The 26,391-nt window shown below is 67.3% G+C and carries 22 protein-coding genes and 4 pseudogenes; 10 read left to right on the forward strand and 16 right to left on the reverse strand.

Translation table 11 applies throughout. The annotated features are described in order from the left end of the window. Positions 1 to 433 precede the first annotated feature (433 nt). Entirely contained in the window at positions 434 to 823 is a 390-nt protein-coding gene (locus ACZ5CR_RS36610) for a hypothetical protein (protein WP_468865765.1), read from the forward strand. Positions 824 to 1,178: 355 nt separating this feature from the next. Here the strand turns inward: ACZ5CR_RS36610 and ACZ5CR_RS36615 are convergent. The 3 genes and pseudogenes from ACZ5CR_RS36615 to ACZ5CR_RS36625 form a co-directional block, all read right to left on the reverse strand. Further along, positions 1,179 to 1,946, reverse strand: a pseudogene (locus ACZ5CR_RS36615) (transposase). A 45-nt stretch (positions 1,947 to 1,991) separates the two neighbouring features. After that, entirely contained in the window at positions 1,992 to 2,423 is a 432-nt protein-coding gene (locus ACZ5CR_RS36620) for a hypothetical protein (RefSeq protein ID WP_468865767.1), read from the reverse strand. A 324-nt stretch (positions 2,424 to 2,747) separates the two neighbouring features. Then, entirely contained in the window at positions 2,748 to 3,308 is a 561-nt protein-coding gene (locus ACZ5CR_RS36625; RefSeq protein ID WP_468865769.1) for a hypothetical protein, read from the reverse strand. A gap of 123 nt (positions 3,309 to 3,431) precedes the next feature. Between ACZ5CR_RS36625 and ACZ5CR_RS36630 the strand changes: the two genes are divergently transcribed. Then, complete coding sequence (locus tag ACZ5CR_RS36630; RefSeq protein ID WP_468865771.1) at positions 3,432 to 4,295, forward strand: aminoglycoside adenylyltransferase family protein; 864 nt, start codon at positions 3,432 to 3,434, stop codon at positions 4,293 to 4,295. Between the two features lie 109 nt (positions 4,296 to 4,404). Here ACZ5CR_RS36630 and ACZ5CR_RS36635 read toward each other — a convergent pair. After that, a pseudogene (locus tag ACZ5CR_RS36635) lies at positions 4,405 to 4,760 on the reverse strand (SMI1/KNR4 family protein); the annotation flags it as partial. Positions 4,761 to 4,913: 153 nt separating this feature from the next. Between ACZ5CR_RS36635 and ACZ5CR_RS36640 the strand changes: the two are divergent. From ACZ5CR_RS36640 to ACZ5CR_RS36650, 3 genes are all read left to right on the forward strand, one after another. Beyond that, positions 4,914 to 5,201: a hypothetical protein gene (locus ACZ5CR_RS36640; protein WP_468865773.1), complete on the forward strand. Its 288-nt coding sequence runs from the start codon at positions 4,914 to 4,916 to the stop codon at positions 5,199 to 5,201. A 258-nt stretch (positions 5,202 to 5,459) separates the two neighbouring features. Further along, positions 5,460 to 6,149 (forward strand): hypothetical protein, encoded by a 690-nt coding sequence (locus ACZ5CR_RS36645; protein ID WP_468865774.1) that lies wholly within the window; start codon positions 5,460 to 5,462, stop codon positions 6,147 to 6,149. 173 nt (positions 6,150 to 6,322) lie between these two features. Beyond that, positions 6,323 to 6,649: a hypothetical protein gene (locus ACZ5CR_RS36650; RefSeq protein WP_468865776.1), complete on the forward strand. Its 327-nt coding sequence runs from the start codon at positions 6,323 to 6,325 to the stop codon at positions 6,647 to 6,649. A 141-nt stretch (positions 6,650 to 6,790) separates the two neighbouring features. Here ACZ5CR_RS36650 and ACZ5CR_RS36655 read toward each other — a convergent pair. After that, positions 6,791 to 7,093: pseudogene (locus ACZ5CR_RS36655) on the reverse strand (HNH endonuclease); the annotation flags it as partial. A 242-nt stretch (positions 7,094 to 7,335) separates the two neighbouring features. On the opposite strand from ACZ5CR_RS36655, the gene ACZ5CR_RS36660 reads away from it, so the two are divergent. Next, complete coding sequence (locus ACZ5CR_RS36660; RefSeq protein WP_468865777.1) at positions 7,336 to 8,274, forward strand: GNAT family N-acetyltransferase; 939 nt, start codon at positions 7,336 to 7,338, stop codon at positions 8,272 to 8,274. A gap of 34 nt (positions 8,275 to 8,308) precedes the next feature. Here ACZ5CR_RS36660 and ACZ5CR_RS36665 read toward each other — a convergent pair whose 3' ends face one another. From ACZ5CR_RS36665 to ACZ5CR_RS36680, 4 genes are all read right to left on the reverse strand, one after another. Next, the gene (locus tag ACZ5CR_RS36665) at positions 8,309 to 9,034 is read right to left on the reverse strand and encodes a nucleotidyltransferase domain-containing protein (protein WP_468865780.1); all 726 of its coding nucleotides are present in this window, start codon (positions 9,032 to 9,034) and stop codon (positions 8,309 to 8,311) included. Continuing rightward, on the reverse strand, positions 9,012 to 9,509 hold the full coding sequence (locus tag ACZ5CR_RS36670) for a hypothetical protein (RefSeq protein WP_468865782.1): 498 nt from the start codon (positions 9,507 to 9,509) through the stop codon (positions 9,012 to 9,014). Before ACZ5CR_RS36670 ends, ACZ5CR_RS36665 begins: the two co-directional genes overlap by 23 nt. Before the next feature lie 209 nt (positions 9,510 to 9,718). Then, the gene (locus ACZ5CR_RS36675; RefSeq protein WP_468865783.1) at positions 9,719 to 9,916 is read right to left on the reverse strand and encodes a hypothetical protein; all 198 of its coding nucleotides are present in this window, start codon (positions 9,914 to 9,916) and stop codon (positions 9,719 to 9,721) included. 182 nt (positions 9,917 to 10,098) lie between these two features. Continuing rightward, entirely contained in the window at positions 10,099 to 10,689 is a 591-nt protein-coding gene (locus ACZ5CR_RS36680) for a hypothetical protein (protein ID WP_468865784.1), read from the reverse strand. An 89-nt stretch (positions 10,690 to 10,778) separates the two neighbouring features. Here ACZ5CR_RS36680 and ACZ5CR_RS36685 point away from each other — a divergent pair, with 89 nt between their 5' ends. After that, positions 10,779 to 11,420: a hypothetical protein gene (locus ACZ5CR_RS36685; RefSeq protein WP_468865786.1), complete on the forward strand. Its 642-nt coding sequence runs from the start codon at positions 10,779 to 10,781 to the stop codon at positions 11,418 to 11,420. 1,146 nt (positions 11,421 to 12,566) lie between these two features. Here the strand turns inward: ACZ5CR_RS36685 and ACZ5CR_RS36690 are convergent. Continuing rightward, positions 12,567 to 14,045 carry an MFS transporter gene (locus ACZ5CR_RS36690; RefSeq protein WP_468865789.1) on the reverse strand — a complete coding sequence of 493 codons (1,479 nt, stop codon included), beginning with the start codon at positions 14,043 to 14,045 and terminating at the stop codon, positions 12,567 to 12,569. Positions 14,046 to 14,861: 816 nt separating this feature from the next. Continuing rightward, positions 14,862 to 16,739 (reverse strand): helicase HerA domain-containing protein, encoded by a 1,878-nt coding sequence (locus ACZ5CR_RS36695; protein ID WP_468865791.1) that lies wholly within the window; start codon positions 16,737 to 16,739, stop codon positions 14,862 to 14,864. 208 nt (positions 16,740 to 16,947) lie between these two features. Here ACZ5CR_RS36695 and ACZ5CR_RS36700 point away from each other — a divergent pair, with 208 nt between their 5' ends. Both ACZ5CR_RS36700 and ACZ5CR_RS36705 read left to right on the forward strand, forming a co-directional pair. Then, entirely contained in the window at positions 16,948 to 17,205 is a 258-nt protein-coding gene (locus ACZ5CR_RS36700; RefSeq protein ID WP_468865792.1) for a hypothetical protein, read from the forward strand. Between the two features lie 39 nt (positions 17,206 to 17,244). Then, complete coding sequence (locus ACZ5CR_RS36705; RefSeq protein WP_468865794.1) at positions 17,245 to 17,994, forward strand: hypothetical protein; 750 nt, start codon at positions 17,245 to 17,247, stop codon at positions 17,992 to 17,994. A 107-nt stretch (positions 17,995 to 18,101) separates the two neighbouring features. Here the strand turns inward: ACZ5CR_RS36705 and ACZ5CR_RS36710 are convergent, their stop codons facing one another. After that, positions 18,102 to 20,093, reverse strand: coding sequence for a hypothetical protein (locus ACZ5CR_RS36710; protein ID WP_468865796.1), 1,992 nt, complete (start codon positions 20,091 to 20,093; stop codon positions 18,102 to 18,104). Between the two features lie 1,673 nt (positions 20,094 to 21,766). Beyond that, on the reverse strand, positions 21,767 to 22,690 hold the full coding sequence (locus ACZ5CR_RS36715; RefSeq protein WP_468865797.1) for an NmrA family NAD(P)-binding protein: 924 nt from the start codon (positions 22,688 to 22,690) through the stop codon (positions 21,767 to 21,769). Between the two features lie 103 nt (positions 22,691 to 22,793). Here ACZ5CR_RS36715 and ACZ5CR_RS36720 point away from each other — a divergent pair, with 103 nt between their 5' ends. Next, positions 22,794 to 23,348, forward strand: coding sequence for a TetR/AcrR family transcriptional regulator (locus ACZ5CR_RS36720; protein WP_393763075.1), 555 nt, complete (start codon positions 22,794 to 22,796; stop codon positions 23,346 to 23,348). A gap of 136 nt (positions 23,349 to 23,484) precedes the next feature. Here the strand turns inward: ACZ5CR_RS36720 and ACZ5CR_RS36725 are convergent. The 3 genes and pseudogenes from ACZ5CR_RS36725 to ACZ5CR_RS36735 form a co-directional block, all read right to left on the reverse strand. Further along, positions 23,485 to 24,741 (reverse strand): annotated as a pseudogene (locus ACZ5CR_RS36725) (IS256 family transposase). A 259-nt stretch (positions 24,742 to 25,000) separates the two neighbouring features. Continuing rightward, positions 25,001 to 25,402 carry an MmcQ/YjbR family DNA-binding protein gene (locus ACZ5CR_RS36730; RefSeq protein WP_468865799.1) on the reverse strand — a complete coding sequence of 134 codons (402 nt, stop codon included), beginning with the start codon at positions 25,400 to 25,402 and terminating at the stop codon, positions 25,001 to 25,003. 60 nt (positions 25,403 to 25,462) lie between these two features. Beyond that, positions 25,463 to 26,377, reverse strand: a complete 915-nt coding sequence (locus tag ACZ5CR_RS36735) for an IS982 family transposase (protein ID WP_468865801.1) — start codon at positions 26,375 to 26,377, stop codon at positions 25,463 to 25,465. Positions 26,378 to 26,391 lie beyond the last annotated feature (14 nt).

Genomic DNA, 26,391 nt, shown 5'->3' on the forward strand with positions numbered 1-26,391 from the left:
TGTTGGTGCGCGTGTGTATGGCGCTGGCACCGGACAGCATGGCGCTGTCGCCGGAGTAGTTGGCTAGCCGAAGTCGAGGGTATCGGCCGGCACCGCGCCGACGTGGACTGCGCCATCGAACCGGGCCACGCGCACTTGCTGAAGCAGCAGTTAGCCGCCGAAGACGGTGTCGAATGCCTGCTGGCACGCTCTGGCCCGACGTCCGCTCGCCCCCGGCGGCCTCACCTTCTCAGACCCGGACCGCCATATCTGAGCGCTACCACCACGGGTTGCGCCACGTCCAGGACCGCTCACCACCTAGCCCCACCGCCCGGTGTGCCAGCGCCTCCACCTGGACAGTCGTCGTAGCTGACCCGGCTCCCGCCTCGGATACCGTATTCCTCTACGGGGTGCCATAACGGATGTGACGCCCCCCACCGGAGGTAGTCAGCGTATGAGTTCAAAGCGCAGCAAGAATCCAGCCCTACCCGTACTTGACGACGCATTTCGACTCGCGTCGGTCAAGGACGCCGAAGAGTCCACCCGTGACTTGGCCGCGCGGCTGGCCACCACCGAACTGCGCCGCGTTTCCCACCCGGGCCGGGTCACCTGGGAGCCCACCGATCAGGCCGAGCCCGTACCGGTCCCGCCGACTGTGGTCGACGGTGACGGGGACCTGTGGCTGCGGGACCGGGGCACTGGCACCTGGACCATGCCCGAGTTCACCCCGAAGGAGTTCCCGGCCCGCTGTGGCGAGGTTCTGACGTGGAACGAGCTTGCCCGCGAGTTCGGCCCCCTTACCGCACTGGCCGACGACCGCCGCATCGGCGGCGCCCGGCGCTGACCGCGCAGCATTCTGGGATGACCGCGCCCCTGAAGCGCCCGTTACGGGTAGCTGGAAACTCCAGCTCACCACCGAGCTCGACGATGGCGGCGAGCAGGTGAGCGTGGTGGTCGGTCACTATGTCTCCATGTTGCAGCCGGATACGTCGTCGCTGTCCGTGGGGTCGGGGTGGAAGAAGCGGGTGTAGCGGAGTCCGGTCTCCGGAGTGATGTTGAACACCGCGCAAAGGTGCAACGACTGCGAGCGACATCCCGCCCCCTCAACTTCCCGAAACCGTAGGGAATCTCAGGCTGCTAAGGCTTGTCCCGCAATGGTCTTCGGGTGAGTGTCGGCCGGTCACGGCCCGATGGCCGACCTATCCGGAGAGGTTGAGGTTGTGCAGGCGGGCGACGCCGAGCATGGCGTGGTGAACGCCGTCACCTTTGAGGCGGCAGTCGCGGAGGATCTTCCAGGTCTTCATGCGGGCGAAGGTGTGCTCGACGCGTGCGCGTACCTGCTTGTGGGACCGGTTGTGTTGCCGTTTCCAGTCGGGCAGTTCCTCGCCGGGCCGACGGCGGTGCGGCATCACGAGTCCGGTGCCCGCATAGCCCCCGTCGGCGATCGTCATGGTTTTGCCCACGGCGGCCTTCGCTCCCGATTCTTCCCAGGTTTAGCAGTCGTGGCGGTTGCCTGGCAGTGGTCGGCCAACCACGACGACGCGGTGGGAGTCGGCGTCGATGACCACTTGGTGGTTGGTGGAGTACCGGTAATTCTTGGACTGCTCGGCGATCGCGTGGTCGCGGGTGGGCACCAGGGTGCCGTCCACGATAAAGACGGAGTTCTTTGCGAACCGCTGTCTGGGCTGAAGCGCGAGAAGCGGGCCAAGATGGCCGATGACCCGTTCGGCCGCCGACTTCGAGACGCCGAACAGCGGGGCGAGTTGACGCATCGTCAAGTTCGTGCGCCAGTACGCGGTCACGAGCAGCACCCGGTTCTCCAGTGTCAGACCCCACGGCCGGCCGCGCCGTACGGCCTCGGCACCCTCGCGCCGCAGCGCGGTCACCAACCTGCCGAAGCAGCGCGGGCTCAGCCCGCTGAAGGGGGTTATCCAGGACGGCTCGGACGCCGTGATCGCACCAGCCACACCAAGATCATCACATCGTGGCCAGGTGGGACTGAACGCGTGGCCTCACGTGGAAAGGCGGAGGTCTCCAGCCCAGCTGTCGCAACGAACCCGACCTGAGACGAAGGTGACCTCGATGGCGATGCAGCCAGAGTGGGGCTCGAACTCCTCCCTCACCGCCAGGACGTCTTCTCCAAGGTGGGTGGTAAATGGTGTCCTATCACCAACCGTGGTCACCTCGACGCGTCCCCAACTGCCCATGTCGTATCCCTCGTGCGGGCTCGAAGGTTCCACGATCAGGCACCAGTCCGAGCCGGTGGTGATGTGCATGAAACTGCCCTGGCTGTCGATCAACCACACGTCCAGAGGGTCTTCGGCTTTCTCGTCACCGCTCCGATGCCACGCGGCGACGACCTCCTCCAGCCGACGCCCGACCAGGACCTCAGGTCGTGCGCCGGACCCGTGCAAGGGGCATTGGTTCACCTTCTCGGACTCCACCCCACGACCGTACCGTCAGTCAACGTCCCAGCTCACACGCCTATACGGGACAGTCCTTAGGCCCAAGCGCTGGGCTGGGCGGGCGGGCGGATTCTGCCGGTACCAGGCGGGTCGGAGTTCCTCTCCACGACTGCGGGCGCCGTGCTCCGACCGGGCAGGGGGCGGGTTGTGGTGCCCAGTTCGGAAATGCTCGGCAGCGTCATCGTGGACCGATACGAGCGGATCGTGGCACGGCTGCGTGACGCAGTCGAGAAGTCGTCAAAGGGTTGGTTCTTCATCGGGGCCGGCGCCTCGCCACCAGCAGACCCAGAACCTATCGAAGCACTACGAGCCCTCGATCAGCGTCCCCGGTGGGATCTCCGCGTCCTTCGCCTTGTCGCCCGGCTGCAACTGGCGGTCGTAGCAGCCCTGACGCCAGACCAGTTTCTTGAACTGTTCCGGGGTGAGCACGCCCTGCCAAGGGGTGCCGCCCGGGCAGAAAACGCCCTCGCAGCTGTAGCAGTAGTGCGCCGGCAGCCAGAACTCGTTGGCCAGTGTCTCGCCGGACGTCTCGGCGTCCTTCTCCCGGCCGTCCGCGCGCACCACCGCGAGGGTGGCGGCGAAGATGAGCAGCCCGAGGACCACGCCCCCGACCGTGTACAGCTGGTTGTGCTCCACCACGCCCTTGTAGGCGAGACCACCGCCGAGTATGAGGCCCAGGAAGAGCCCCTCGACGAAGTGGATGCAGCCGTCGCCGCTCTTCTCAGGGCCTTTCGCCAGGCGGGTACCGAGGTTCTTGGTCAGGGCGCCCTTGCCGGACTGCGCCTGTTCGACCGTGCGCACCTCGCCCCCACCGCAGCGCGGGCACGTCGGCGTCGGCGCTTGCGGCCTTCCGTCCGTTGTCATGCGCAGAACGCTATCCGGTGCGGGTGCCGGTGCTGACGGCGGAGTGCGGCGCGGCCGGCGGCGCTGAGAACCCGATGCCAAATCCGGGGATTCCTGGTCGAGGCAGAGACGGCTGTACTGGTAATGGCAGAACCTGGGCAGGTTCACCGCGGGAAACTTGACCGCTGCCTCACAGGCCCCGCGAGTCGCGACCTCGAGGAGGTACTGCCAGGCGCCCGTGCGGGCGGCCCTGTCGTCCCACAGACCGTCGGGCTCATCCGCGGCGTCCTGGCGCCGGAGCTCCTCGGCGCGTACCTCCATGGCTCCGCCGTGCTCGGTGGTCTGGGCCCGGCCAGCGATCTCGACGTCCTGGCCGTCACGCGGCAGAGCCTTGATGAGCGCAAGCGGCGGGCGCTTGTGGAGGGCTTGCTGGAGATCTCCGGCCTCACAGCCACCGCCCGGCCGGTCGAAGTCACCGTCGTCGTCCAGTCCGAGGTCCGCCCCTGGCGGTTCCCGCCAACCGGGGACTTCCTGTACGGGGAGTGGCTCCGTGAAGAACTCCAGGAGAGCGGGCCTCCGCCGCCCTGCCCCATGCCGGATCTGGCCATCGCACTCAGCATGGTGCTGGCAGGCGACCACCCCCTCACCGGCCCGCCCCCTGCCCAGATTCTCGACCCCGTGCCGCACGCCGACCTCGTCCGGGCGAGCGTCGTGGGCATCCCCGAACTCCTCGACAACCTCGCCGACGACACCCGCAACGTCCTGCTCACCCTCGCCCGCATCTGGACCACCCTCGCCACCGGCACCATCCAACCCAAGGACGCCGCCGCGGACTGGGCCCTCGCCCACCTCGCGCTTGAGCACCGCCCCGCTCTGGCGCACGCAAGGGACCTGTACCGCACCTGCCACTACGAGGACGAGACCTGGAGCCACGAACTCAAGGCCCAGGTACGCCCGCACGTCGACGAAGTGCTCACCCGTATCGACAACCTGCGCCAACATGGGTGAACCGCCAACTTATCCACCCAGACCAGGGCCGGTCATTCCTCGTCGGTGGCGTCCGGGTCGCGCAGGGGCCGCATTCCGCCGGGCAGGTCAGGGAGCTGGGCGGCCAGGTCCTGATGGGGCGCGGGGTCCAGCCGTCCTGGTGCGCGGTGGCTGCCTCCAGAGGGCCGAAGCCGTCGGCCAACAGCCACAGGAAGGAACCCAGGTCACGGGCGACACCACCGGTCTCCCCTTCGGATCCGAGGAAGACGACGGGTTGATCGGCCAGGAGTCGGCCTGGGCGGACCAGCCAGAAGCGGCGTACCCGCCCGAGCCGTCCTGGCCGAAGACCCGCAGGTCGCCGCCGCGTGGTTCGCCGTTCCCGGTCCACGCCCGAAACCAGTCGGTGGTTTCCTCAGCGGACAGGAACCCGGTGAAGGGCTCGAACTCGACTCCGTCACCGTCTGCGTAGTCCAACGGTATGGCCATCGCGGCGGCGAGTGCGGCGGGGAACCGTCAATCATCAGTGGGTGTCACCCGCACAAGCTAGCGGCCCTGGCACAGTCATCCCACCGGCTGCAGCCCGCACACTTCGCACCCGGCCCGACCGGAGTCTTCGTCGTCGTACCGGCAGGAGCATTCATGACCAGAGAGCTTGAGCGCTTCATCCGGATCTACCTGAACATGGAGCAGGCCCACGACGCCCGGGGATACCTGCGCCCGACGCTCCACGCGTTCAACAGCGCCTTCGTCGACGGTGTCCGCGACGGACTCAAGGGCGTACTGCGCGCTCGGGAGCTATCCGTCGGCGACTACGAACGGCTGACCGACATCGAATTCGATGACGAGGACGCCCTCTACGACTACCTGCACCAGATGCACCAGTACCTCTTCGCAGACGGCACCGAGCAGCCGCTTCCTCCCCAGTAGCGTGCCCCGGGGACCGGCCCTGCTCCACCACTTCAAAAGACTCGCCGTCCGATGGGAACGCCGCAACGAACTCCACGACGCCGAGCACGACTTCACGGCCAACTGTTTCCGGCGAGTTTGACTCGAGCGGTCAAGGCCCCTTCCTGGCTCCCTCAAATGTTGCTCAGAAGATCTCTCAGTGATCGAGTGCGACCACGGAGTACCTGTAGGTTCCTCTCGACCAGCCTCACCAGGCAAAAGAAGTATCCAGGGGGAACCATGCGCAAGGTATCGACCAGACGTGCGCTCATACCGGCTGCGGCCCTTGTCCTCACCGCTTCATTCGCGGCTACGGCCAGCGCCGAGGAATCGACGGATGCGCCCCCGGAGGACGTCAGCACCGAGCAGATTGCCACCCAGGAGACAGCCGACAGCGCAGGGGAAAGTCCCACTATGTCGGCCGAGGAGGCAGCCGTCGAGGACAAGCTCGATGCTCTGCCCGAGGCAAGCGACGACTCTTCCGCACCGCCCAGGTGCGACAATCCGTACAAGAAGTGGTATAAGACCACGAGTAAGACGAACTATCATGTTCCAGCCCGCTGGAACGGGACCACCTTCAAGGACGGCCCAGGCGGCACCATGAAGGTCAAGGTCGAGAAGTCCGGCAAGGTCGGCGTTGAGCTGAGCGGCAGCGTCGAGGCGAGCGCCAACGCCATCATCGCGAAGTCCAAGGCGACCTTCGGTGTCAAGGTGTACGGCGAGGTGGGCGTCACCATTGGCCACGAGTACAGCCACGACATCCCTGGCCGTAAGTATGGGCACCTGCAGTACGGCTCGTGGGGCTACAACGTCAAGTGGACCAAGTACGCCACGAGCGCCGACCGTTGCAGCAAGGTGAAGCTCGGCTCAGGCAAAGCGAAGCTTCCCACCAAGTCAACTGGCTGGCGGTTCTGGACGACAAGCTCATGAGAAGCCCGCAACTGTCCCCGGGATACACGTTGGCGGCCTGCGCGGTAGTGGCCCTGGCACTCTTGACCGGCTGTGCTGACGATTCAGACGGGTCCAGTAAGTCCCCCGCAAAGTCGCATGCAGAGCCCACCAAGACCCCGCCAACTCTTGACGAGCAGAAGCTCGGCACACAGGTGAAGGAAGCCCTGGGCACGCAGGCCATCGACGACAGCGACCCCCTGTTCGTCGAGTCCGGCCTCGAACGCATCAGCGATGGAATTCACACTCAGTCAAAGCTGTCCCCGAGCACGCGGTACGAGCTGAAAGTCGCCTGCGCAGGCAAAGGGAAGATCGAACTCTCGATCGAAGGCGGGAAGCCGGATCATCAAACGGTGAGGTGCGATGGCGTGCCCGCCACCCAGCGGACCTCGGGTTCACGAGGCAAGCTGCAGATCGACACCACCGCAGGGTCCGGCGCCGTCGGCATGGTCGGCTGGCGCATCAGCAAGACCGAGAAGTAGAAGCCGTACCGACACCTGGTGTGGTCCGTGCCTGCTGCAGGTGCGGACCACCGCCCCACGGTGCGGTGTTGCCAGGAAGGTGCAACAGAGCAGTACGAGGTCGTAGGTGACGGCTGGTGACAACCTTCACTGGGTGCGTCGCTACACCGCGGCGCTGTCCTGCGGCGCCTTCACATACTCGACCCGCTGGCGGCCGCAGCCCTCGGCCAGCTCCTGGAGCCCGGCGACCTCGGCCTTGTCCGCGGCCAGCGACCAGCGCAGCTTGGTGGCCGCCCAGTCGGCGGCGTAGGTGCAGCGGGCGTCGGCCAGCGGCGGCAGCCACTGTGCGGGATCCTGGTCTGCCTTGGACCGGTTGGTCTTCGCCGTGACCGCCACCAGACTGCGCTCCGCGTCCAGGTCGTTGGCGTAGTCCTCGCGGTGCGCCGGGCTCCACTGCGAGGCGCCGAGTGGCGGGAGGCGTCATTCCTCATGCGCGATATTCCGGAGTATCTGTCTCTGAAGCCGGGCGGTGCCCCCGACGGCGCCGTCGTAGACCTACTAGTTGATGCTCCGGTGGGCGGCGGGACCACTGCCTACCTCGAAATGCACCGGGTCCGGCCCGGATCTATTGCCGAGCACCCTCGGCCGGTGCGGATCTGGTCCGGGCAAGTGCTCCTCAGCGTCGAGTACGTCAGGGATCATGAATTATGCGCCCGGATGACTGGCACCTCACCGAAGACGTCGACGACTTCCTTGCCCGAGCTGGAGATTTCCTGCGCTCCCGCCCTGCCCTGCACACCATGCCCCTGACGGTGACGGAGAAGCTGCGAACGGAAAGGGCGGCTGAACGCGGCGGCGACGCCCCTGTATTCGGCCGACTTGAGCTCGGGGGCGAGATCTGCGCCACCTTCTACCAGCGCACGCCGTCCGGTCCCGTGAGTCTCACCTCCGCCACTCGCGAGCAGGCCGACATGCTCGCCGCTCGCCTGGCTGACCTCGGCCGCCCCCTCCCTGGCGTCAGCGCGGACCACGGCACCGCTACCGCTTTCGCCGAGGCATGGCAGCGGCGCACAGGCGCGGTGCCGACACTCAGCAAGCGGATGCGTCTCTACCGTCTCGGCACCACCCCACCTGAGCCGCTTCCCAAAGGCGGCAGCCGCTCTGTGGCCGATCAGGACCATGAGCAACTCGTCCGCTGGGTCGGCGAGTTCGTCGACACAGTCGGAGAGACCCCCGCCGTGGACATCGACTCCTGGGCCGGCTCGCGCTTCGCCGACAGGCACTTCACGTTCTGGCAGACCCCGGACGGCACACCCGTCTCCATGGCCGCCACGACGTCGATGGTTGCAGGCATGGTCCGGGTGGACCCTGTGTACACCCCGGCTCACCTTCGGGGGTGCGGCTACGCGGGCGCCGTGACGGTCGAGGTGAGCCGAGCCGCGCTGGCCGCAGGAGCGACGGACGTCGTGCTGTTCGCGGTCCCTGCCAACCGGGCCAGCAACGCCCTCTACCAGCGAATCGGATACGTCCAGGTTATCGACTGGGCCGGGTACGACTTCTCCTGCGGCGCATCAGAAGCTTGTTCATCAGCCTCGGGTGTCGACATGCTTCCCCCGAATGCTCCGACCAGCGAGTGGCTGCGGTGAGGTGCGGGTACAAGGCCGTTACGTCGGCAACAACTCAGGCTCGCCAGGGGTGGGAGTAGCCCTCCAGCAGCGGTCCGCCGAGCAGGTCGAGCACCTGTTTCACCGCCGTGGCCAACAGCCGTGGATCGGCGTGCTCGGCTACGGCCTGATGCCCATCCAACAGCGCTTTGCCCAGTCCAGGGTCGGCACTGAGCAATCGGCGGGGAAGCCATTTGCCGATACCTGTCCAGGCACCGTGGTGGGCGGTGAGCAGGTCTGCTGCTTTACGCAGCACCTGGTCGGCGAGGGAAAGCTGTTCGTACCGCCTGTCCGGTGGGGTGTCGATCAGGTCGTCCAGGAAGCAGGTAAGACCGTAGCGACCGTGTTCCCACTCGGCTGCGCTGAGAGGCGAAGGCCCTGAGGCGAGGACGTCTTGGGCCAACTGGCGCGCATAGACCACATGCCCGTGAGGGTCAGTCAGAGGCAGACCCTGGTGATAGACGAAGAGGACGGTTCCGCGACGCCGGGCGCGGTCCCATGCGAAGAACTCCGGTATGTCCGCGAGGGTGTTCAGGAACAACTCGACGATGCGGCCCTCGTGACGAATCACCTCCCGCCGACTGACATCCGAATCGGGAAGGAGCACGGCCACATCCAGATCGCTGGTCGCAGTGGCGCGCCCTTGAGCGGCGGAGCCTCCGAGTATGGCGCCCAGGGCATAGGGATAGAGCTCGGCGACCACCCGGAGAGCTTGGGCTTCAATAGCTTCTTGATCTTCCATGGGCGCTCATCGTGCCAGCTTGCGGTTCTGCCAGCTGGGCTTCGAGATAAGTGGTCCAGTCGTTGGCGGCGCGGTGGCGCCATTGCTGGGCGGTGATGATGTGCAGGCCGAGCATGGCTGCGAGGACGGCGGGCGGCAGGTCTTGGGCGAGTTCGATCAGTGCGGTCGTGCGGGTCTGGCGGATCGGGATCTGGTGAGCCGTGAGGCGGCGCGCGAGGACGACCGCGCAGTAGGAGAACCACTCCCCCGCCGTGACCTTGCAGGCCTCTTCGATGGTCGGCCGGATGCGGGATTCAGCGATGAGGACTTCGCTGCGGGTGGTGCAGTGGTCGTGGTCGGCGTCGATCCAGTGCTTGAAGTTGGTGCGTTCGTAGCCGCTGCGGTCTTCGTCGCCGTGCGGGAGCGCGGCGCCGTAGAACTCGTACAGCCCGCGGGAGCGGGAGTGACTTATCGTCGGCTGACCCAGGTGCAGCACATGCGAGCGCAGTCGGCTGGGAAGCGGGCGAGGACCATCTCGCCACCCTCAGGGCGAAACAGCAGGTCACAGCCTACGTCGTATTGTGATTCTCAGTGGACTGAACTCGCGATTCTCAAGTACCTGCATCAGCAGTTCTCATGTTGCGTCTGAAGCAAACTCATGACGCCCCTACAACTAGTGGGCCATAGACATCTCTCAGATGAAATCTAAATGAGAATGGCGAACGGCGCGGAAGTGAGAGTCAGCACCAAGCCGCCATCAGTGACGGCACCGAACGCATCACCAAAACCACCCTCGACACCATCCGCCTCGACCACCTCGCCGAAACCCAACACCGCCCCCGCCGAGGCCGATAGGCACACCTGCCAGGCAGACAAAACAGCCCTGACCAGCACAAAAACCAACCGGGCCTTTACACGCCAGAACTAACTACAACAGACCCAGACCCGCTCAGCACAGAACACATAACCCCAGCTCAGGTACCCCCACCCACCTGTCCGAGCCGCCAATTCCACCTCTCAGCGAACTAGCAACACCCCAGACCAGCCGCCTCGCTGTACACCAACAAACCCCCTCCCACCCAGCGTTAAGGGGTCTCCAGGTCTCGCTTGATCGCTTCATCGAGTGCAGGGCGCAGCGGAGTGATTTCCTCGTTCCACTTCCTGACGCGGTAATGTCGCATCGAGCCAAAGGGGATGTTTTCTATCCCAAACCAGTACAGCCTCACGGCTGCGGAGTACGCGTCTGGCGCGGCCACCATGTGTACGAGGTGCTGGAGCTCATGGATGACGTAGGTGGCTTCCCGTGTTTCTGGTAGTTCTTCCGCTTCTGAGAAAACCAGACGCCTCACCTGGTCCACCGCTTGCTGGAACTGCTCGTAAACCCCCCTGCGGGAGTCCCACCGCCGCATCTCCCACTCGAACTCTGCCAGGCGCTGTGCCTGTTCCAGTGCGTTTCGATGGGCGCCCTCCGCAAGTTCCAGGGCACTGCGATGTGACGCCTCTGCCGCCTCCATAGCAGCTCGGTGGCCAGCCTCCGCCTGTGCCAAGGCCGTGCGATGGCCGGCTTCTGCCTGTTCCAGCACGGTCCGTTTCTGCTGACGGGCCACCAGCAAGGTCATGGGGATGCCCGCAAGGGCGCACAGCGCCGCGATTCCAGCCAGATCCATGGCGCCCATGCTCGACCACAACTCCCCCTCAGTCAGGGGAACCAGCACGACGGCACAACCGGGATTTCGCACGCGCAGAGAAGGTGGAGGCCGGTGCGGTGGCCGGCGCCCGCACCTGGATCTCCGAGAGCGGCGCCCCACGCGGGTCGGAGCCGCGGTTCGAGGACGGCTGGCACGCCGGAGTCCGCGACGTCGCCAGCTACCTGCTGCGCATCGCCGACACCACCGCCACCACGGGGCGGGGGCTCGCCGCGTCCAACGCCATGTTGGTCACTCACCTTCAGCAACCCGCCTCCCCCGCCCCGCAGGAGACTCTGGTGGAGGAACCGGCTCCGGCTGCGGTGCTGGACGCGAAGGACGTCCTGGCGGCGGCGGAGTGGTTCCCGTGGGCCGTGGCCGCGCCGGGGGTACGTCACTGGCCGGACGGCGATGACTTCCTGGACGTCGCGCTGAGCGCGGTACGCCCCGAGGAACGCGAGGGGTACATCGAGCGCCTGAAGGCATTCGTGGAGCAGCACCGCGCCCGCCTGGAGGAGCTGTTGCGCACGCATGGGCCGGGCAGCAGGCCCGCCTCGCACGGCCGGTACGCGCTGATCGGACAGCCCGAGACCCTGGTCATCGTGGAGCGGATGGAGAGCGCCCCGTTCCTCCTGCGCGGCCAGTGGGAGAAGGAGCTGGAGACCGTCTTCCTGAACGAGCTCGAGTTCGTGTGGGGGCCGGGCATCCGCCTCAGTCGATGATCAGTGGACCGGGCGGCGTAATCCCGGCCGGTCCACTGTTGGGCGGCGAGGTGATCAACAGACCGATTCGCTGTTCCCATGGGGCTTTATGTCCCTCTGGGTCTAGTACCGCAGCTGCACGGAGACTCCGTTCGTTGCCCTTGGCCAGCTCGCGCTCCCAGTAAGCAGTGCGGGCGGGGTCAGCCTCAAGTGGCCGTCCGAGCGCCCGGTACATCTCGCTCCGTGAGCGGGCGTGCTCATCGCTGGCTCGCGCCTGGACTACTGCTCGGAGCTTGCGAGCTGCTTCGACTTCCCCGATGCGGTGCATGTGATCGAATGCCCGCCTGACGAACGTCGCACAGTCCTCCCAGTCCGGAAGTTCTGTCACCGGATAGGTGGCTATGACCGCGAAGAGCAAGAGATCCTGCACCCCACCCTGGTCGCCCCACACCTTCGGAGCGATTGCCTTCATGACGTAGGCGGCCCCATAGTCCACGCGCTATCGGGGGTTCGGGTCGCGACGGGCCTCGATCAGCAAAATGTCGTTCGGGTCCTCAAGACCAGCGAGCCATTCCTCTACGTAGGGGCGAAGGTCTCGGCCAGCGACAACGAACTGAGGAGCTTCTGTCATGGGCGTTCTCTGTTCAGCTAGTCCCTTTGTGCGCACCGCACCGCACCGTTCCATTGTGGCGCTCACCACTGACAGCACGGCGGGTGGCCGACGGGGGCACACTCCCAGTGCATATCCCAGGATCTACACGCACTCCAGTTTGATGCCGTGCGCCCGGGCTGCGTGGCATCGCACTGGTGTGCGTGTAGGGCCTGGGATCTTGGGTCGCTCCTGCGGCGAACTACGTTGCGGCGGGGGCGGGATCGGTGAACGCAATCGGCTTGCCGATGGCGTGGGCATAGTCGATTTCTCTGCTCGTGGACTCGCCGATGTACCCGCCAGGGAAAGCGCCTGAGTTCGCGAATACTGAGCACTCGGCGCCCCGAACCTGGGCGCGAGTCGCGTGCCAGTTGGCGATCATCGTCGTTCTTTCATCCAGCAGGCGGGGCAAATGTCGCGGCCATCACGGGTCCATTGCCATTACTGGGTTCCCAAGCTGCGAGGAGGGTATTGAGGACCAGGTCCCGGCCAATGTGCCGGCCGGGACCTGGGGTGGCTCAGTCGCCTTGGTTGTTGGTGTGCTTGGGCAGGCAGAACATCAGCGCCCACATCAGGGCGAGGAGGCCGCCGACCCACCACAGCACGGTGACGAACGCGTCGCGGTTGACCGCGGCGTCGGGGGAGCCGCCGGTGATGGCGAAGAACACCACGACGGTGAGCGCGGTGCCCAGCGCGATGCCCAGGTGAATGGCGGTGTTGAACAAGCCCGAGGCCGAGCCTGCGTCCTTGTGCGGGACCCTGGCCAGCGACAGATCGGCGAGCGGGCCGGAGACCATGCCCAGGCCGAAGCCGATCAGCACCACCGGAGCGGTCATCGCCAGCAGGGTCAGGTCAGCCTGGCGGCTGCCGATCTGGAGCCCGTAGGCGACCATCGCAGCGGTCGCGATGAGGGCTCCGGCCTGCGGCAGACGGCGGGCGAAACGTCCGGCGGTCTTCGCCGCGACCGTCGCGCCGCCCAGTTCTCCCACGGAGAGCAGCACGAAGGCCACGGCCGCCTCAAGCGGGCTCAAGCCCAGGCCGCGCTGCAGGTACAGCGTCCAGGTCATGAAGAACAGGCCGCACAGCAGGCCGTGCAGCAGGTCCGCGGCCATGCCCCCAGAGAACTGCCTGACCCGGAAGAGGGCCAGGGTCACCAGCGGGGCGTTGCCCTGCCTGCGCCGCTGGTGGCGCAGGAAGACACCGAGGACCAGGACGCCGGCGGCGAGCATGACGAAGCACCACAGCGGCCATCCGTGGGCATGGCCCTCGGTGAGCGGGAAGAGGACCAGGACGATGGCCAGGCCGGACAGCAGCATCCCGACCAAGTCGAGCCGGTCGGCCTTGCGGACGGTCGACTCTGGGATGAATGTGCGTCCAAGGAGGAGTACGGCCAGCCCGACGGGCACGTTGACCAGGAAGATCGGCCGCCAGGACAGCCCGAACAGGTCGGCCTGGGTGAGCACGCCGCCCAGGACCGGGCCCAGGACGTTGGCGATGGCCAGGACGGCCCCGTACAGGCCGAATGCCTTGCTGCGGTTGTGGCCTTCGAAGGTGACGTGCATGGTCGCCAGGACCTGCGGGATCATCACGGCCACGCCGACGCCCTGGAGCAGGCGGGCGCCGATCAGCACGCCCGGGCCGGTGGCCAGTCCGCACAGCAGCGAGGCGGCGGTGAACACGACGGTGCCGATGAGCAGGATCCTGCGGCGGCCGTAGATGTCACCGAGCCGTCCGCCGGTGATCAGCCCGACGGCGACAGGGAGGGAATAGGCGGTGGTCAGCCACTGCACCGCGATCGGTCCGGCGCCGGTCGACTCCTGGATGGCGGGCAGGGCGGTCAGGACGACCGACTGGTCGAGCATGTTCATCAGCTCGGCGGTCAGCAGCACCAAGAGGGCGATCCAGGCCGCCAGTGCCATTTTCGGGTGGTGGGGTGCTGGGTGGCTCGAGTGCTGAGTGGTGTGCTCTGGCTCGTTGTCGAGCGCGGAGGAAGACACGACGGGAAACTCCTGATCCAAAGGAATCGGGGAGCCCTGCCGACAGCCGCACCGGGGCCGGAACACACGAAACCCGGGGCAGACGGCAGAGCTGCACCCGGGAAGAAAACTGCGGGGAACGGTGACGCAACTCAGGCCAGCGCGACGTCCGCCCCCGGACACGTGCGACACAACAGCACGCGGGGAACACGGACGACTACATGGCCTGGTTAATAAGACGTCACCCCAAGATCGACACAGAAGGAACAGGAAATCCGGTCACTGCCACCGAGACCTCGGCACAGGAACCCCACCACGATACGACACCCCGGAGCCCAGGCGCACATCAGATAGTGGACACGCCTCCACGCGGGCCGAATCGGGTTCTGCGAAGCAATGAGGCTGGTCAAACCGGCAATATGTCGGTTTGACCAGCCTCATTCGGTCGGTTGACCTCCGCAGGACCGGGGGCACCGCTCGCGGGGAGCGGGGCGATGGGGAACTCAGGCGCGCATTCACACGGTCGGGCCAGGCCTGGCAGTCGGGGCACACGTTCCGCTCGGTCTTCGACGTCTCGCTCATCGCGGCCTTCTTTCCCCGCTTGGAGGGGATGAGCCTGCCACGGTCGGTCACAGGCTGACCAGAGCTCAGTTGCCGTCGATCTGCGGCCAGTTACCGCGCAGGTCAGAAAGGGGGTTACCCAGTCTGGGTAAGTGCAGTTGCTTGACCACACCGCCCTCTCGGTTAGTGCGGACCTGCGCTTCCGAGGTACTCGGACAGGCACACGCCGCTCAGGCAGTATCCGTTCGACCGCGTTCTGATATCGGCTGGTGAGGGTCAGGCCAGGTCGGTGGTCCCGGCGGCGGCGCGGGGGCGGTTGCGCGCCCACTTCTTGAGGTCGCCGACGCGGTAGAGGAGTTCAGCGCCGCGCTTGTCGACCGACTTGGGGAAGGTGCGGTCGTTGGCGCGGGCGTAGCGCAGCGCAGCGACGGTGATGTCCGGCAGGTGGTGCTGGTGGGCCTCTCGTAGTCCCACCGCCTGGTCGCCGTCGACCGGGGCCGGGGTCGCTGGAGGTGTCGCCGTGGTGCTGGCCGTGCTGTCGCCCGGGTCGGCGGCCGGGCCCTGGGTGAGGCTCCAGGTGTCGGTCAGGAAGTCGGCGGGGGCGGCCGTCTTCTGCAGCTGCACCGGGGCCGGCCGGGCGGGGACGGCATCGTGCTTGCCGGTGGCTGCCTCGCCGGTGCCGGCCCACTCGCGGGCTTCGTCCTGGGTGAAGAACAGGATCTGCGTCTCGCTGGCGGAGCCGCCGATGACGACCTGGGCGCGGCCGGGGTGTTTCGTGGATTTCGGCGCGGGGTGGACCTCGGGGGCGAGCATGCGCCAGGCGTTGACGCTGTAGCGGGCGAGGATGCGGGTGGCGAACTGCTCGCGGGTCTCCGGGCCCCCGAGGGCGCGGGCGGTGGCGGACTGGGCGACCAGGAGGACGTGCATGCGTAGCTGGCGGCCCATGTAGAGGATCTCGTTGAGCGCGTCGATGGCCAGGGAGACCTTCGGGTCGCCGGACTCGCGGGTCTTCTCCCAGTAGCGGGCCAGCTGCTTCATCGTCGCGTTGATCTCTTCGAGGAGGATCAGCAGACGTGGGCCGATGGCTTTCGGGTCGGCGTCGATGCCCAGTTCGTCGGCGGCCCGGGTGCGGCGCCGGCCTTCCATGCCGAGGGCGAGGAGCTGGTCGTGAATGTCGGCGATGTCGGCGCAGTAGGTGACGCCGGGCAGGCCGCGGGCCCACGGGTGGGAGATCCGCTTGGTGTCCAGGACGAACACGCGTGAGCCGTGGTGGAGCATCTGGCAGGCGATGCAGCGCAGGGTCACCGACTTGCCGCCGCCGGTGGAGGCGTTGACGAGGATGTGCGGGGATTCGGCGTCCAGGTCGACGGAGACGATCCGCCCGCCGGCGCCGAACCCGATGATCGGCGCGGACTCCTTGGCCCTGGCCACCAGCTCCCGCGTCTTGGGGTCCTTGAAGGCGGCCTTGGCCGGGGGCTTGCGGGTCTTCTTCACCAGCACGTACGGCGTGCGGCCCTCCGGATGCCAGGAGAACGTGACGCCCTGAAGGGCGAGCTTCTGAGTGATGAGGTCGGCGACGACGTCGCGGGAGAAGCCCAGTTGGCGGGGCAGGTCGATGCGTATCTCCGCGTCGTCGTCAGAGAAATTCTTCGGGATGTGGAGGTAGCGGCGCGGGTCGGTCTGCTCCGCCAGCCCGAGCGGCTGGTGGAGCGCGTCGTGCAGCGGACCCACCCACTCGCGCATCAGCTCGCGGCGCTGGCGGGTGAGGACCATGTACGCCGCGCTGCCCACGGTCAGGACGGAGGCTGCGCCGATCCCGCCGGGCTCCAGCATCGCCAGCGCCGTCTCCCGGCTGTCCCACAGCTCCTGGACGCTCTGCACGGTGGCGTCCAGGTCCCGGGTGGACAGGTAGCCGCTCTGCGCGACACCGGCCCCGAGTGCGAGGCGGAAGGACAGGCGCTGCCATCCCGGCTTGTAGGAGCGGCGCCGTACCTTGCCCTCCACCTTCGGCAGGACCTGGGTACCCGAGCGCCGGAAGGTGGCGTCGGTGCGCTTCACGCCGTCCAGGTCCTGGCCGCCCAGGATCCGGCCGATGCCGAACATGAGGGATTCGGCGGACTCTTCCACCTGCCGGTCGAACTTCGTCTGTGCCATGGCCGTGCCCTTTCGATCTGCGTCCCGGCACCTGACACCCGGAAGCGGACACGAACCGTAAAGCCGTTGGCCTGTGGATAGAACGCGGCGGAAAGTGGGCCCGGAGCCGCGGTCTGTGGACAACTTTCCGGCCCGAGAATCCGCAGGCGCTCCGCCTGTGCTGCGCGGTCAGTACAACGGTAAGAGAGACCAACCGGGGAGGGGCTGCATGACCGAGCACGAAGACGCGACCCAGCACGAGAGCGCGGTGGAGCGCGCGAAGCGGTACGAGGCGATGGCCGCCCGGTATCTCAAGCAGGCGATGGCGGGCGATGCGGGCGCGGCACAGATGGCACAGACGTTCGCGTCGCTGGCGGCCGCCGCCCGGATGGAGCGCATGGACTGGCGCATGCGGGTGCTGGGCGACCAGCTCGGGGACGTGAAGAAGGCGATGGACCTTCTTCGCCGCAAGCTGCCCGAGCGGTGACGTCCGTCTGCTGGCAGCGGCGGTGCTTACGGTGGGGTCGTGACCACACCCTCCGATGACGCGGCCAGGCCGGTGCCAGTGCGGGTCGTGCTGCCCGCCGACCCGGTGCTCGGGCATCCGGAGCAGGAGGTCGTGGCGCGGTTGTGGAGCCGACGGCGGACCGGGACGGGCTGGGTGTACCTCGTGGGCCTGCCGTCCTACCGGGACCTCGAGGACGGCGGCGTGGAGGCCGCGGAGTACCGGGTGTGGGTCCGGGCGCCCGAGCACGTGCGGCCGGTCGACGGCATCGACTACGACCAGGTCCCCACCGAGCCTCTTCCCCCGACGCCGACGCCAACGCCGACGTCGACGGTCCGCGAGGTCCTCGGGGAGCGCCGGCCTACGGGCTGGGTCCTGGCGAAGGTGCGCGAAGGGCGGGGCCCGGCTCGGGGTGTGCTGCACGCGCCGGACTGTGGTGAGGCACCCGAGGGTGCGTCCCGCAAGGCATCCCACACGCTCGTGTCCGACGAGGGCGGCCAGGACTTGGCACCCGACGACACGCACGTCTCGTACTTCCGCGGCCCGCGCTTCCACGACATCGCAATGGAGTTCATCCAGGCCGCAGGCGGCTTCGACGCCGTCGACCTGACCGCCGACACGACGCGGGGACTGGCCCTGTTCACCGACCGCGCCCTGGCGGAGCGCTGGCACGCCCACCACCAGGAGCACGCTGTGCTCGGGCTGCTGTCGGCTGGCTATGAACGTCAGTTGGGGAGTCGTTTCGCGATGAGTACGGATGTCGCGTTCTGACCGGCAGTGCGATGACGGTTTGTTTTGACGTCAGGCGGGGGCTTGCGGTGGCACTGCGGGGCGTGCTTCTGCCAGTTCAGGCCGGGGGCGGGGCATCCGGGTCCGGGTCAGGTGGTGCGATAGGCGATGTGCAGGGAGTCGCCGGTGCCGCCGGACAGGGCGGGCTCCGACATAGTGGCCGCGCCGGGCACTGTCTGGGTGAAGCCGCGCCAGGCGGAGCCGCTGAGGAAGTTGAGGTAGACCTTGGAGTCCAGGCCGCGGACCGCGCAGTACAGGACACCGTTGCGGATCGTCAGCGCCGGGGCCGAGTCGGTGGTTCCACCCAGGTTCACCGCCGCCGACCAGGTGGTGCCGTCAAAGGTGTTGACGTAGGTCGCGCCGCTGATGCCCGCGTGGGCCACGTAGAGCTTGCCGTCGTGGGCGGCCAGCGCCGGTGCGTGGAAGGACTGGAGCCCGGGGACCTTGGTGAAGCCGTCCCAGGTGGTGCCGGTGCGGCGCGCGAACCAGATGTCGGCATTGTCGCCCGCGCCGCGGACCGCGCAGCACAGGACCCCGTTGTGGCTGGCCAGGGCGGGGGACGTGGAGCTGGAGCCGGAGAGTTTGACGGCGCTTTCCCATGTGCTGCCCGTGTAGCCGGTGACGTGCAGCTCGCCCCTGGCGCCGGTGGTGGCCAGGTACAGCTTGCCTTCGTGGACGGCCAGCGCCGGGCCCGCGAGGGAGATCCGGTTGGGGACGGTGTAGTAGCCGAGCCAGCCGCTGGGGACCTTCTTGCCGAGCATCGTGCCGTTGTTCATGGCGCGAATCGCGACGTACAGCGTGTCGCCGATCGCGGCGATAGCCGGGCCCGTATCCGTGGGCGTGGGCAGGCTGGTTGTGGCACCCCACTGGCCGCTCGCGGGCGAGATGACCTTGATGTGGTTGGGCGCGTCCTCGGGCGGAGGGCTGCCGACCCACCTGAGCTGGAGGCGGTGGCGGCCCTCGCTACCCCCGTCGAAGACCCAGCCGGTCGAGCCGCCCCCGCCATGGGTCACCAGATGGCGCAGGGCGGCCTGGTCGAAGACGAGGGTGCGCTGCGCCACCAGGTCGTCGGGATTCTTGAACAGGTCCACCAGCCACCGGATGATGTAGGCGATCGCTGCGACGAGCGTGGTGAAGTCGAGGAAGTCGCCGTACTGCGGCATCAGATAGCCGTAGATCTCCATGAGTTCGGTGAACTTCATCAGCTCCTCGCTGATGATGAGCAGCTTCGCGCGCAGTTCCTCCCGCCAGCGCGAGCCGCCGTCGTCCTCCTCCCAGCAGGAGATGTTGCACACCAGGCTGGTGTCGACGCGTCCGTTGTAGAGCGTGGTGTTGGCGTCGAAGTTGTGCCACTCGTTCTTGTCGATGTTCGTGTAGACCCGGGTCAGTCGTTCCTGGCGGTTCCCGAACGCGCCCGCGCTGCTCAGACCCCAGTAGATCTCGTCGTCCACGCTGACCTCGTTGGACTCGCGCTCGCACAGGAACGCGAACAGGTCGATCCGCGCCACGATCGAGGCGCTCACGCCCGAGTCGTCCTCCTGCGCCGCGGGCGCCGCAGATGCGGACGCGGTCACCACCGTCGCGCCGTAACCGTAGGCGGCCTGGCCCGCGTTGAACTCCTGCGTGTCCCAGGTGTCCCCCTCGCCAGGAGTGGCGGTGTCCAGGTCGACGACGCTCACGTTGGCCTGCGCGAGGGTCTCCTCGCGCAGCGAGGGAAGGTCCTTGAGCAGGTCCTCGATCGCGTAGCCCTCGGCCGCGCTGCGCGCGGCGAGCGAGTCCGGCAGGACGGCGGCGGTGGTGCGGGCGGCGCTTTCCTCCCGGTACAGGCGCCCGAAGTCGCGGATTTCCTCCTCCGGCAGGATCAGCCGCAGCGGCGCCACCAGCCGCGCCTCCAGAGGCGTCAGCTCCAGCCCGGCCTCCAGCCGGGACGCCGCGTGCAGCATCACCCCGAACAACAGCGCCGCTCCCTGTGACGCCTGCGTGCGCTGCGCGGCCCGCGTACCGACCGGCTGCCCCCGTAACTGCCCGCGCAGCCGCTCCAGCCGCTCCGCAGCTGTGGTCCCGAACTCGACGGACTCCATGGCCAACTCCCCACCCTCGATGAGTGCGCCCCGGACAGAGAACAGGTCGCGCCCGAATCCTTCCGTTGCACCCCGGAAAGCAACAGTTCGTTTATGGCCAGTGGTTTTGTGCGTGTGTGTTTGCCCGGTGCTGTGATCCCACCGTGTGCCGGTACGGCCGCGGTAGCCGCTCTCCTGGGTCGCTTACGACGGCAGACAGTAGCTGGGAACTCTCACAGCAGAGGCGAACTCAACGGCGTCGTGCGGGGTGTCTGCACCCCACCCACGAAACCCACGGACACCTCGACGACGCCGTACGAGCCTTCCGCCACCACGACGTCGCGCCACCCTCTGCAGGCACCGATTCCGACGGCGAGTGACATTAAAACTCATCGCGATTGATCATGTAGACACGCGCTTAGCGACTCCCCAACACACCGCGAAACGACACCCGCTCAGACCTCCACAACCAGTCGGCCAAGAAGAACCTGCGCCGCCCGCGCGTGTAACCCCCACCCGCACTCCCCCGCGCGCAGACGCGATGCGCGGCATCGTGGCAGGGCGCTCGGGTGCGCTCGGTGCGCTTTGGCACCGCGCCTCGGTGGACTCCACTCTGGTGCGGTATGGGTTGAGTCCACCGTGCGATGCGCTCCACCACGTCCGATCGCGTGGAAAGTGCCCCATCGAACCGACTGCCACCGGTTCGCCTGTGACCACGGTGCTCGTGGGAAGTTGAGAGCACATGGATCAAACTCATCCTGCTCCGCCCTCATCACGTGAGTGGCAAGCCGCCCTCGACATGTTGCACGCCGTTGAGAGGACGCTGGCAGGCTCTATCGACTCAGGAACCCTCGAAGCTCATGACCAGCAGGCGATCGGGATGCCTTCCGCCCTCGATGGCTCGGTGCCTGGAGGTGTGCGGGTAGAGGGTGCTCTGCACGCGGTGACAGCGGCGCGATGGCTCATCCAGCAGGCAGTCCAGGGACAGGAGCTCCCCGGATCGGTTCTGAAGCGGGCACAGATGAAACTCGGGATGGCCGGAGGGTATGTAGCCACCGCCTCCGCCATGGAACTCTCAGCTCGCATGGCAACACGAGACGGGGCGCCCAGCAGCGCTCCCCCGGAGGCACCGAAGGCGGCCCGGGCAACTCCCCCGCAGCACTCCTGCGTCGCGTGCGGCGAGTGCGGCCGATGTTCCTGCCGTGCACCGGCGGGGCCGGGAGAGTGCGAGCTGTGCCAGATCATCAGGCGTGCGCGGCTTCAGGCCGCGGAGGACATTTCCCACTACAAGGGTCGGCTCGCGAACGGTCACGTTTACGTGCTGACCACAAACCGACTGCACCGGTGGGACTGCAGGAGCCTGCCCAGTGTGGAGAGTTGCTTGGCGCAACTCGATTTCTTGATCAGGCGTGTCCGCAGGAGCGGGAACGAGAACGAGGCTCGGCACCTCGCCTGGCCCCCTCTCCCGGCCCTCCTGACCGCGCAAGAGTTGCGGACGAGCGGGACCCGCCGCCGTAGTTGCGGAATGTGCAGCCCTGAACCGCTGGAGCCCGTTTGAGGTCCCACTGAGGAATTGTCAAATTCTGTGGACGGCTTGCGTGTGAATCAGGGCTGTGTTCGTGGTGAGTGGGTGGCGTCGTAGCCGGAGAGGACCTGGTCCTCCTGTGACGGACCAGGCGAGACCCGGGGCCGTGTCAGGCGGTGGGCCGCATGTGCTGCTGCGTCCATTCCTCGAAGCTGGTGACTGGGATGCCGAGGTCCCTCGCGTACTGCGGGCGGCCCGGCTGGCCGGCCACGTTCAGCCACTCGTGGGTGGCGCCCATCGCCGGCATTCCGGCGGCGAGGGCCTCCTCCTCGGTCATGTCCGGCTCGGACAGTTGCGTGCCCAGAGCACGTGAGAGGACCTCGGCGATCTCCGTCATCGACAGGTAGTCGCTCGCCAACTCCAGTTCGACCCCGTCGAATCTTTCCGGCGCGGTGATGGCCGCGGCGGCTGCCCTGCCGATGTCGTTCACCGCGACCAGGGATAGCCGGGTCTCGGGGTTCAGGACGCTCACCAGGCCGCCCTCTATGCCGCGCGGGAACAGGAACGCCATGGACGGGAGGAAGTTCTCCATGAAGAAGCCCGGCTTGAGAAGGGTCCAGTGAGGGAAGCCGGCCGCGCGGACCCGGTCCTGGATCGCGCTCTTGGCGCCCAGGGTGGATTCCATCGAAGCCCAGCGGCCTTCGGCCCAGCCGGGAGTTTCGGTGTGCTGGCCTGCGCCGGTGACGGACGTGTGCACGAACTGCGGCACTCCGGCGGCTTTCGCTCCTTCGATGAGGTTGACGCCCTGAGCCACTTCCCCTTCGAAATCGAAGCCTTCCGCGGTGATGCCGGGCATCTGCACGGAGAAGACGGCGCGGGCGCCCTCGGCGGCCCGGATCACGGAATCGCGGTCGTGAAGGTCGCCGGTGATCAGTTCGGCGCCGAATGCCTCGACGGTCTTGGCCCGGTCGGTGGCGGCGTCGCGCACCAGGGCGCGGACGGGAACGCCCGCCGCGAGCAGTGCGCGGGCGGTGGCTCCGCCCTGCCTGCCGGTAGCGCCGGTGACCAGGACGGGTGCGGGATTTGTGGACATGGCGCTTCCTCGGGTTACTCGCCGATTAAACGGCGGGGCCCGCCGTTTCTGCTTCGGTACGATACGGCGGAGCCCGCCACTTATCAATCCTGGAGGTGATGCCATGCCCGAGCACCAGCGTGCGGACGCCCGACGCAACTACACGCGCATCCTCGCTGTGGCCGAGGAGGAGGTCGCTGCCCATGGTGCCGACGCCTCCCTGGAACAGATTGCCCGCACTGCGGGGGTTGGCTCAGCAACCGTGCGCCGGCACTTCCCCACGCGCCGCGCACTGTTGGAGGCGGTCTCCCGGAAACGGATCGAGGCCCTGTGCGTTCGTGCCCATGAGTTGACCGGCAAGGGCGACAGCCGGAACGCGCTCCTGGAATGGCTTGATGACGTCGTCGCCTACTCCGTCTCCGCCCGGGGGCTGGCAGCCGCACTGGCCTACGACGGCCCGGTGCACGAGAACAGCTGCTCCGCGGCACTGGAAGAGGCGGCAGGCCCTCTGCTGCGCCGCGCCGTGCAGGACGGCGCGCTGGCGACAGGCGTCACTGTCGCCGACCTGATCACGCTGGTCGTCGGCATCGTCCTGGCCACGGAGCACTACCCTGACCCCGCCGCCCAGGCGGACCGGCTTTTCCGGCTGGCCGTGGCGGGACTGAGTCCGCAGAGCTGAACAAGGCACACAACCGGCAGACCCGAGAACGGGCCCACACCATTCACGGCGCACTCACCACTGAAGCAACGCGCTCGCAGCGTCCGTCGGCCATGATCCGCCGGACAGGACCCTGACCGGCCTCGTCGGCGGCAGGCTAGGCGGCGTGCCCGTCGGATCGTTCGACGAGCACGCCGCGTTCGAAGCGGGCTCCGGTGCGGACGAGGGGGACGAGGTGGGGTGCGTTCACGGCCCGCCACCGTTGCTGGGCGGACTCGACGAGTTTGAAGACCATGGCCAGGGCTGCGGTCCTGGAGCCGGCGCCACGGGTGACCTTGGTCCGTAGCCGGACAGTGGAAAAGGTGGACTCAATTGGGTTCATGGTGCGCAGGTGGATCCAGTGCTCGGCGGGGAAGTCATAGAACGCCAGCAGCTGGTCCTGGTCGTCGGTGATCTTCTTGACGGCCTTGGGAAACTTCGCGCCGTAGAGCTTGGCGAACGTCTTGATCGCCTGTGCCGCGTGGTCGCGGTCTTCGGCGTTGTAGATGTCCTGGACGGCCTTCTTCGCGCCGGGCTGCGCGGACTTCGGCATGGCGTCCAGGACATTGGCCGTTTTGTGGACCCAGCACCTCTGCTCGCGGGTTTCGGGGAACACCTCGGCCAGGGCCTTCCAGAAGCCCAGGGCGCCGTCGCCGACCGCGAGGACCGGGGCGCGCATGCCCCGGCGGGCGCAGTCGCGCATCAGGTCGGCCCATGACTCGGCGGACTCGCGGTAGCCGTCCTTGAGGGCGACCAGCTTCTTGGAGCCGTCGGCGCGCACGCCGATGAGCACCAGGACGCAGGCTTTGGCCTCCTCCAGGCGGACGTTGAGGTGGATGCCGTCGGCCCACACGTACACGTAGTCGACCTCGGACAGGTCGCGGTCCATGAAGGCGGCGTGGTCGGCCTGCCACTGCTGGGTCAGCCGGGTGACCGTCGCCGGGGAAAGCCCGGCTGGGCTGCCCAGGAACTGCTCCAGGGCGGGCACGAAGTCACCGGTGGACAGGCCGTGCAGGTAGAGCAGGGGCAGCACCTCGCTGATCTACGGCGACTTGCGGCACCACGGCGGCAGGATCGCGGAGGAGAACCGCTTGCGCTCGCCCGTGGCCTCGACTACCCGCTTGTCGTTCACGCGCGGGGCCTTCACCTCGACCGCCCCGGCCGCGGTGGTGACCTTCCGCGGCTGGTGGTAGCCGTTGCGGACGACCAGGCGGTGGCCCTTCTCGTCTCGCTGATCAGCCAACTCGGCTATATATGCGTTGACTTCGGCCTCTAGCGCGGCGGCCAGCATCCTTCGTGCGCCCTCGCGGACGATCTCGTCGATCAGAGAGGAGCCGTTGGCGGTGGTGCCGTCGGCGTTCACTACGCTGAGCACGGGCGTGCCTTCCCAACCCGCGGCAACGCGGGCCTACTCGATCCCGGTCAATCGATCACTCGGGAACGTACGCCCTTCGCGTGTGCCCGCCCGAGCCGATCCACAGGTAATGAGCATTGCTCGGTCCCACTCGGTGGACTGGGTGGCCCCCGTCAATGGGTGACCTGTCGCAAGGAAGGCTGAGTGATTCTCAGCGATGGTTGAGCAGCCGTTCCTGGCGAATTCGGTCCTTGTGGCAGGAGAGGAGGCCCACCGCCGGTCAGCTGATCGGGGGCACAACGGGGATCCGCGCGGCGAGGAACTTCGGAGCCATTTCCCGGTAGCTGTCGGTGATCAGCTCCGCAAGCTCGGTCCAGTCGGTGTGATCACCGAGAACGGCGGCGACGACGTTATGGCCCCAGTCGGCTCGGCGAAACGGGAACCCGCCGGCGGTCAGCCCGAGCAGGTCGTCGACGGGTACCCGAAAGGTCATCACGACCAGTTCCTGATCTGCGGCCGCATACGAGGCGTAGACCGGGTAGCGATCCACGTCCGGCGTGTAGACATGGGCGAACGTCCGCGTACGGATCCGCCAGCGCACGCCGATCCAGGCTGGTTCCTCGTACGACTCAGGCAGCTGCCGGCAGATCGACCGCAACCGGTTCAGGATCTCCGGCGGCACGTCTCCAGGACTGGACATGGGCCGACACTAGATGAATGAGTCCAAGGGGTGTCGTTGCGGTCAGTGATCGTAGGCAGTGAGTGATCGCTTGATGGGCTGTCCAGTTTGGTCGTTGTGCCAGATCGCCGCTGTGAGTGCGAGGATCCGGCACAAGACCCGGGCTGACACCCCTTCCGGGCTCTTGCCGCCGTGTCGTTCCAGGTTGAGCTGCCCCTTGAAGGTCTGATTGATCGACTCGATGACCTGCCGCAGCGGTTTGAACAGGTGTGACCCGGCCGGCTCGGCTTCCCCCTTGCGGGCGGGCCGCAGCAGCTTCAGGTGACGCTCGGCAAGGCCGTGCTCGAACTCGCGGCCGAAGTAGTTCTTGTCCCCGATGATCGTCTGCCCGGGGTGAACGGCGAGGACGTCTGGCGCGGTATCGAGCATGTCGCGCGGCGTTTCGCGCTCGTCCGCCTTGGCCCCGGTGAGTGCGAACAGGACCGGCAGTCCGCCGAGTGTGCACACTTGCTGCGGACGCAGCCCCCAGAAGTATCGCGTGTGTGATGCGCAGTAGCCGTACTGGGCCCAGCCTGCTAGGTCCGAGCGTTTGGCCGTCTCGCGGGAGTAACCGCAACCGACCGGTGTGGAGTCGACCAGCCACACATCGTCGCTCCACAGTGAGGTATCGCGGGCCACGATCCGGATCATGCTGGTGAGCAGTGAGAACGCGTCGCGCAGCCGCTTGTTGTAGCCGGACTGCTGGGGCACGTAGGGAAACAGGTGGCCGAAGTCCCGCCCGACGCGGCGTAGCCAGCGCCGCTCGGAGGTGTATCCGAGCAGCGCCGACATGACGGCGAGCGTGATCAGCTTGGCGTCACTGAGCGTGGGCGTGATTCCGACGGGAGGCCGCCACGGCGCCAGCCACGGTGAAGCCTTCAACTCGTCGTCGATCCGGGCATAGAGTGCCGTTGCGAGGGTGTCCAGGTCGTTAGTCACACATCGACGTTGGA

It is taken from the genome of Streptomyces sp. NPDC031274 (assembly GCF_055570235.1).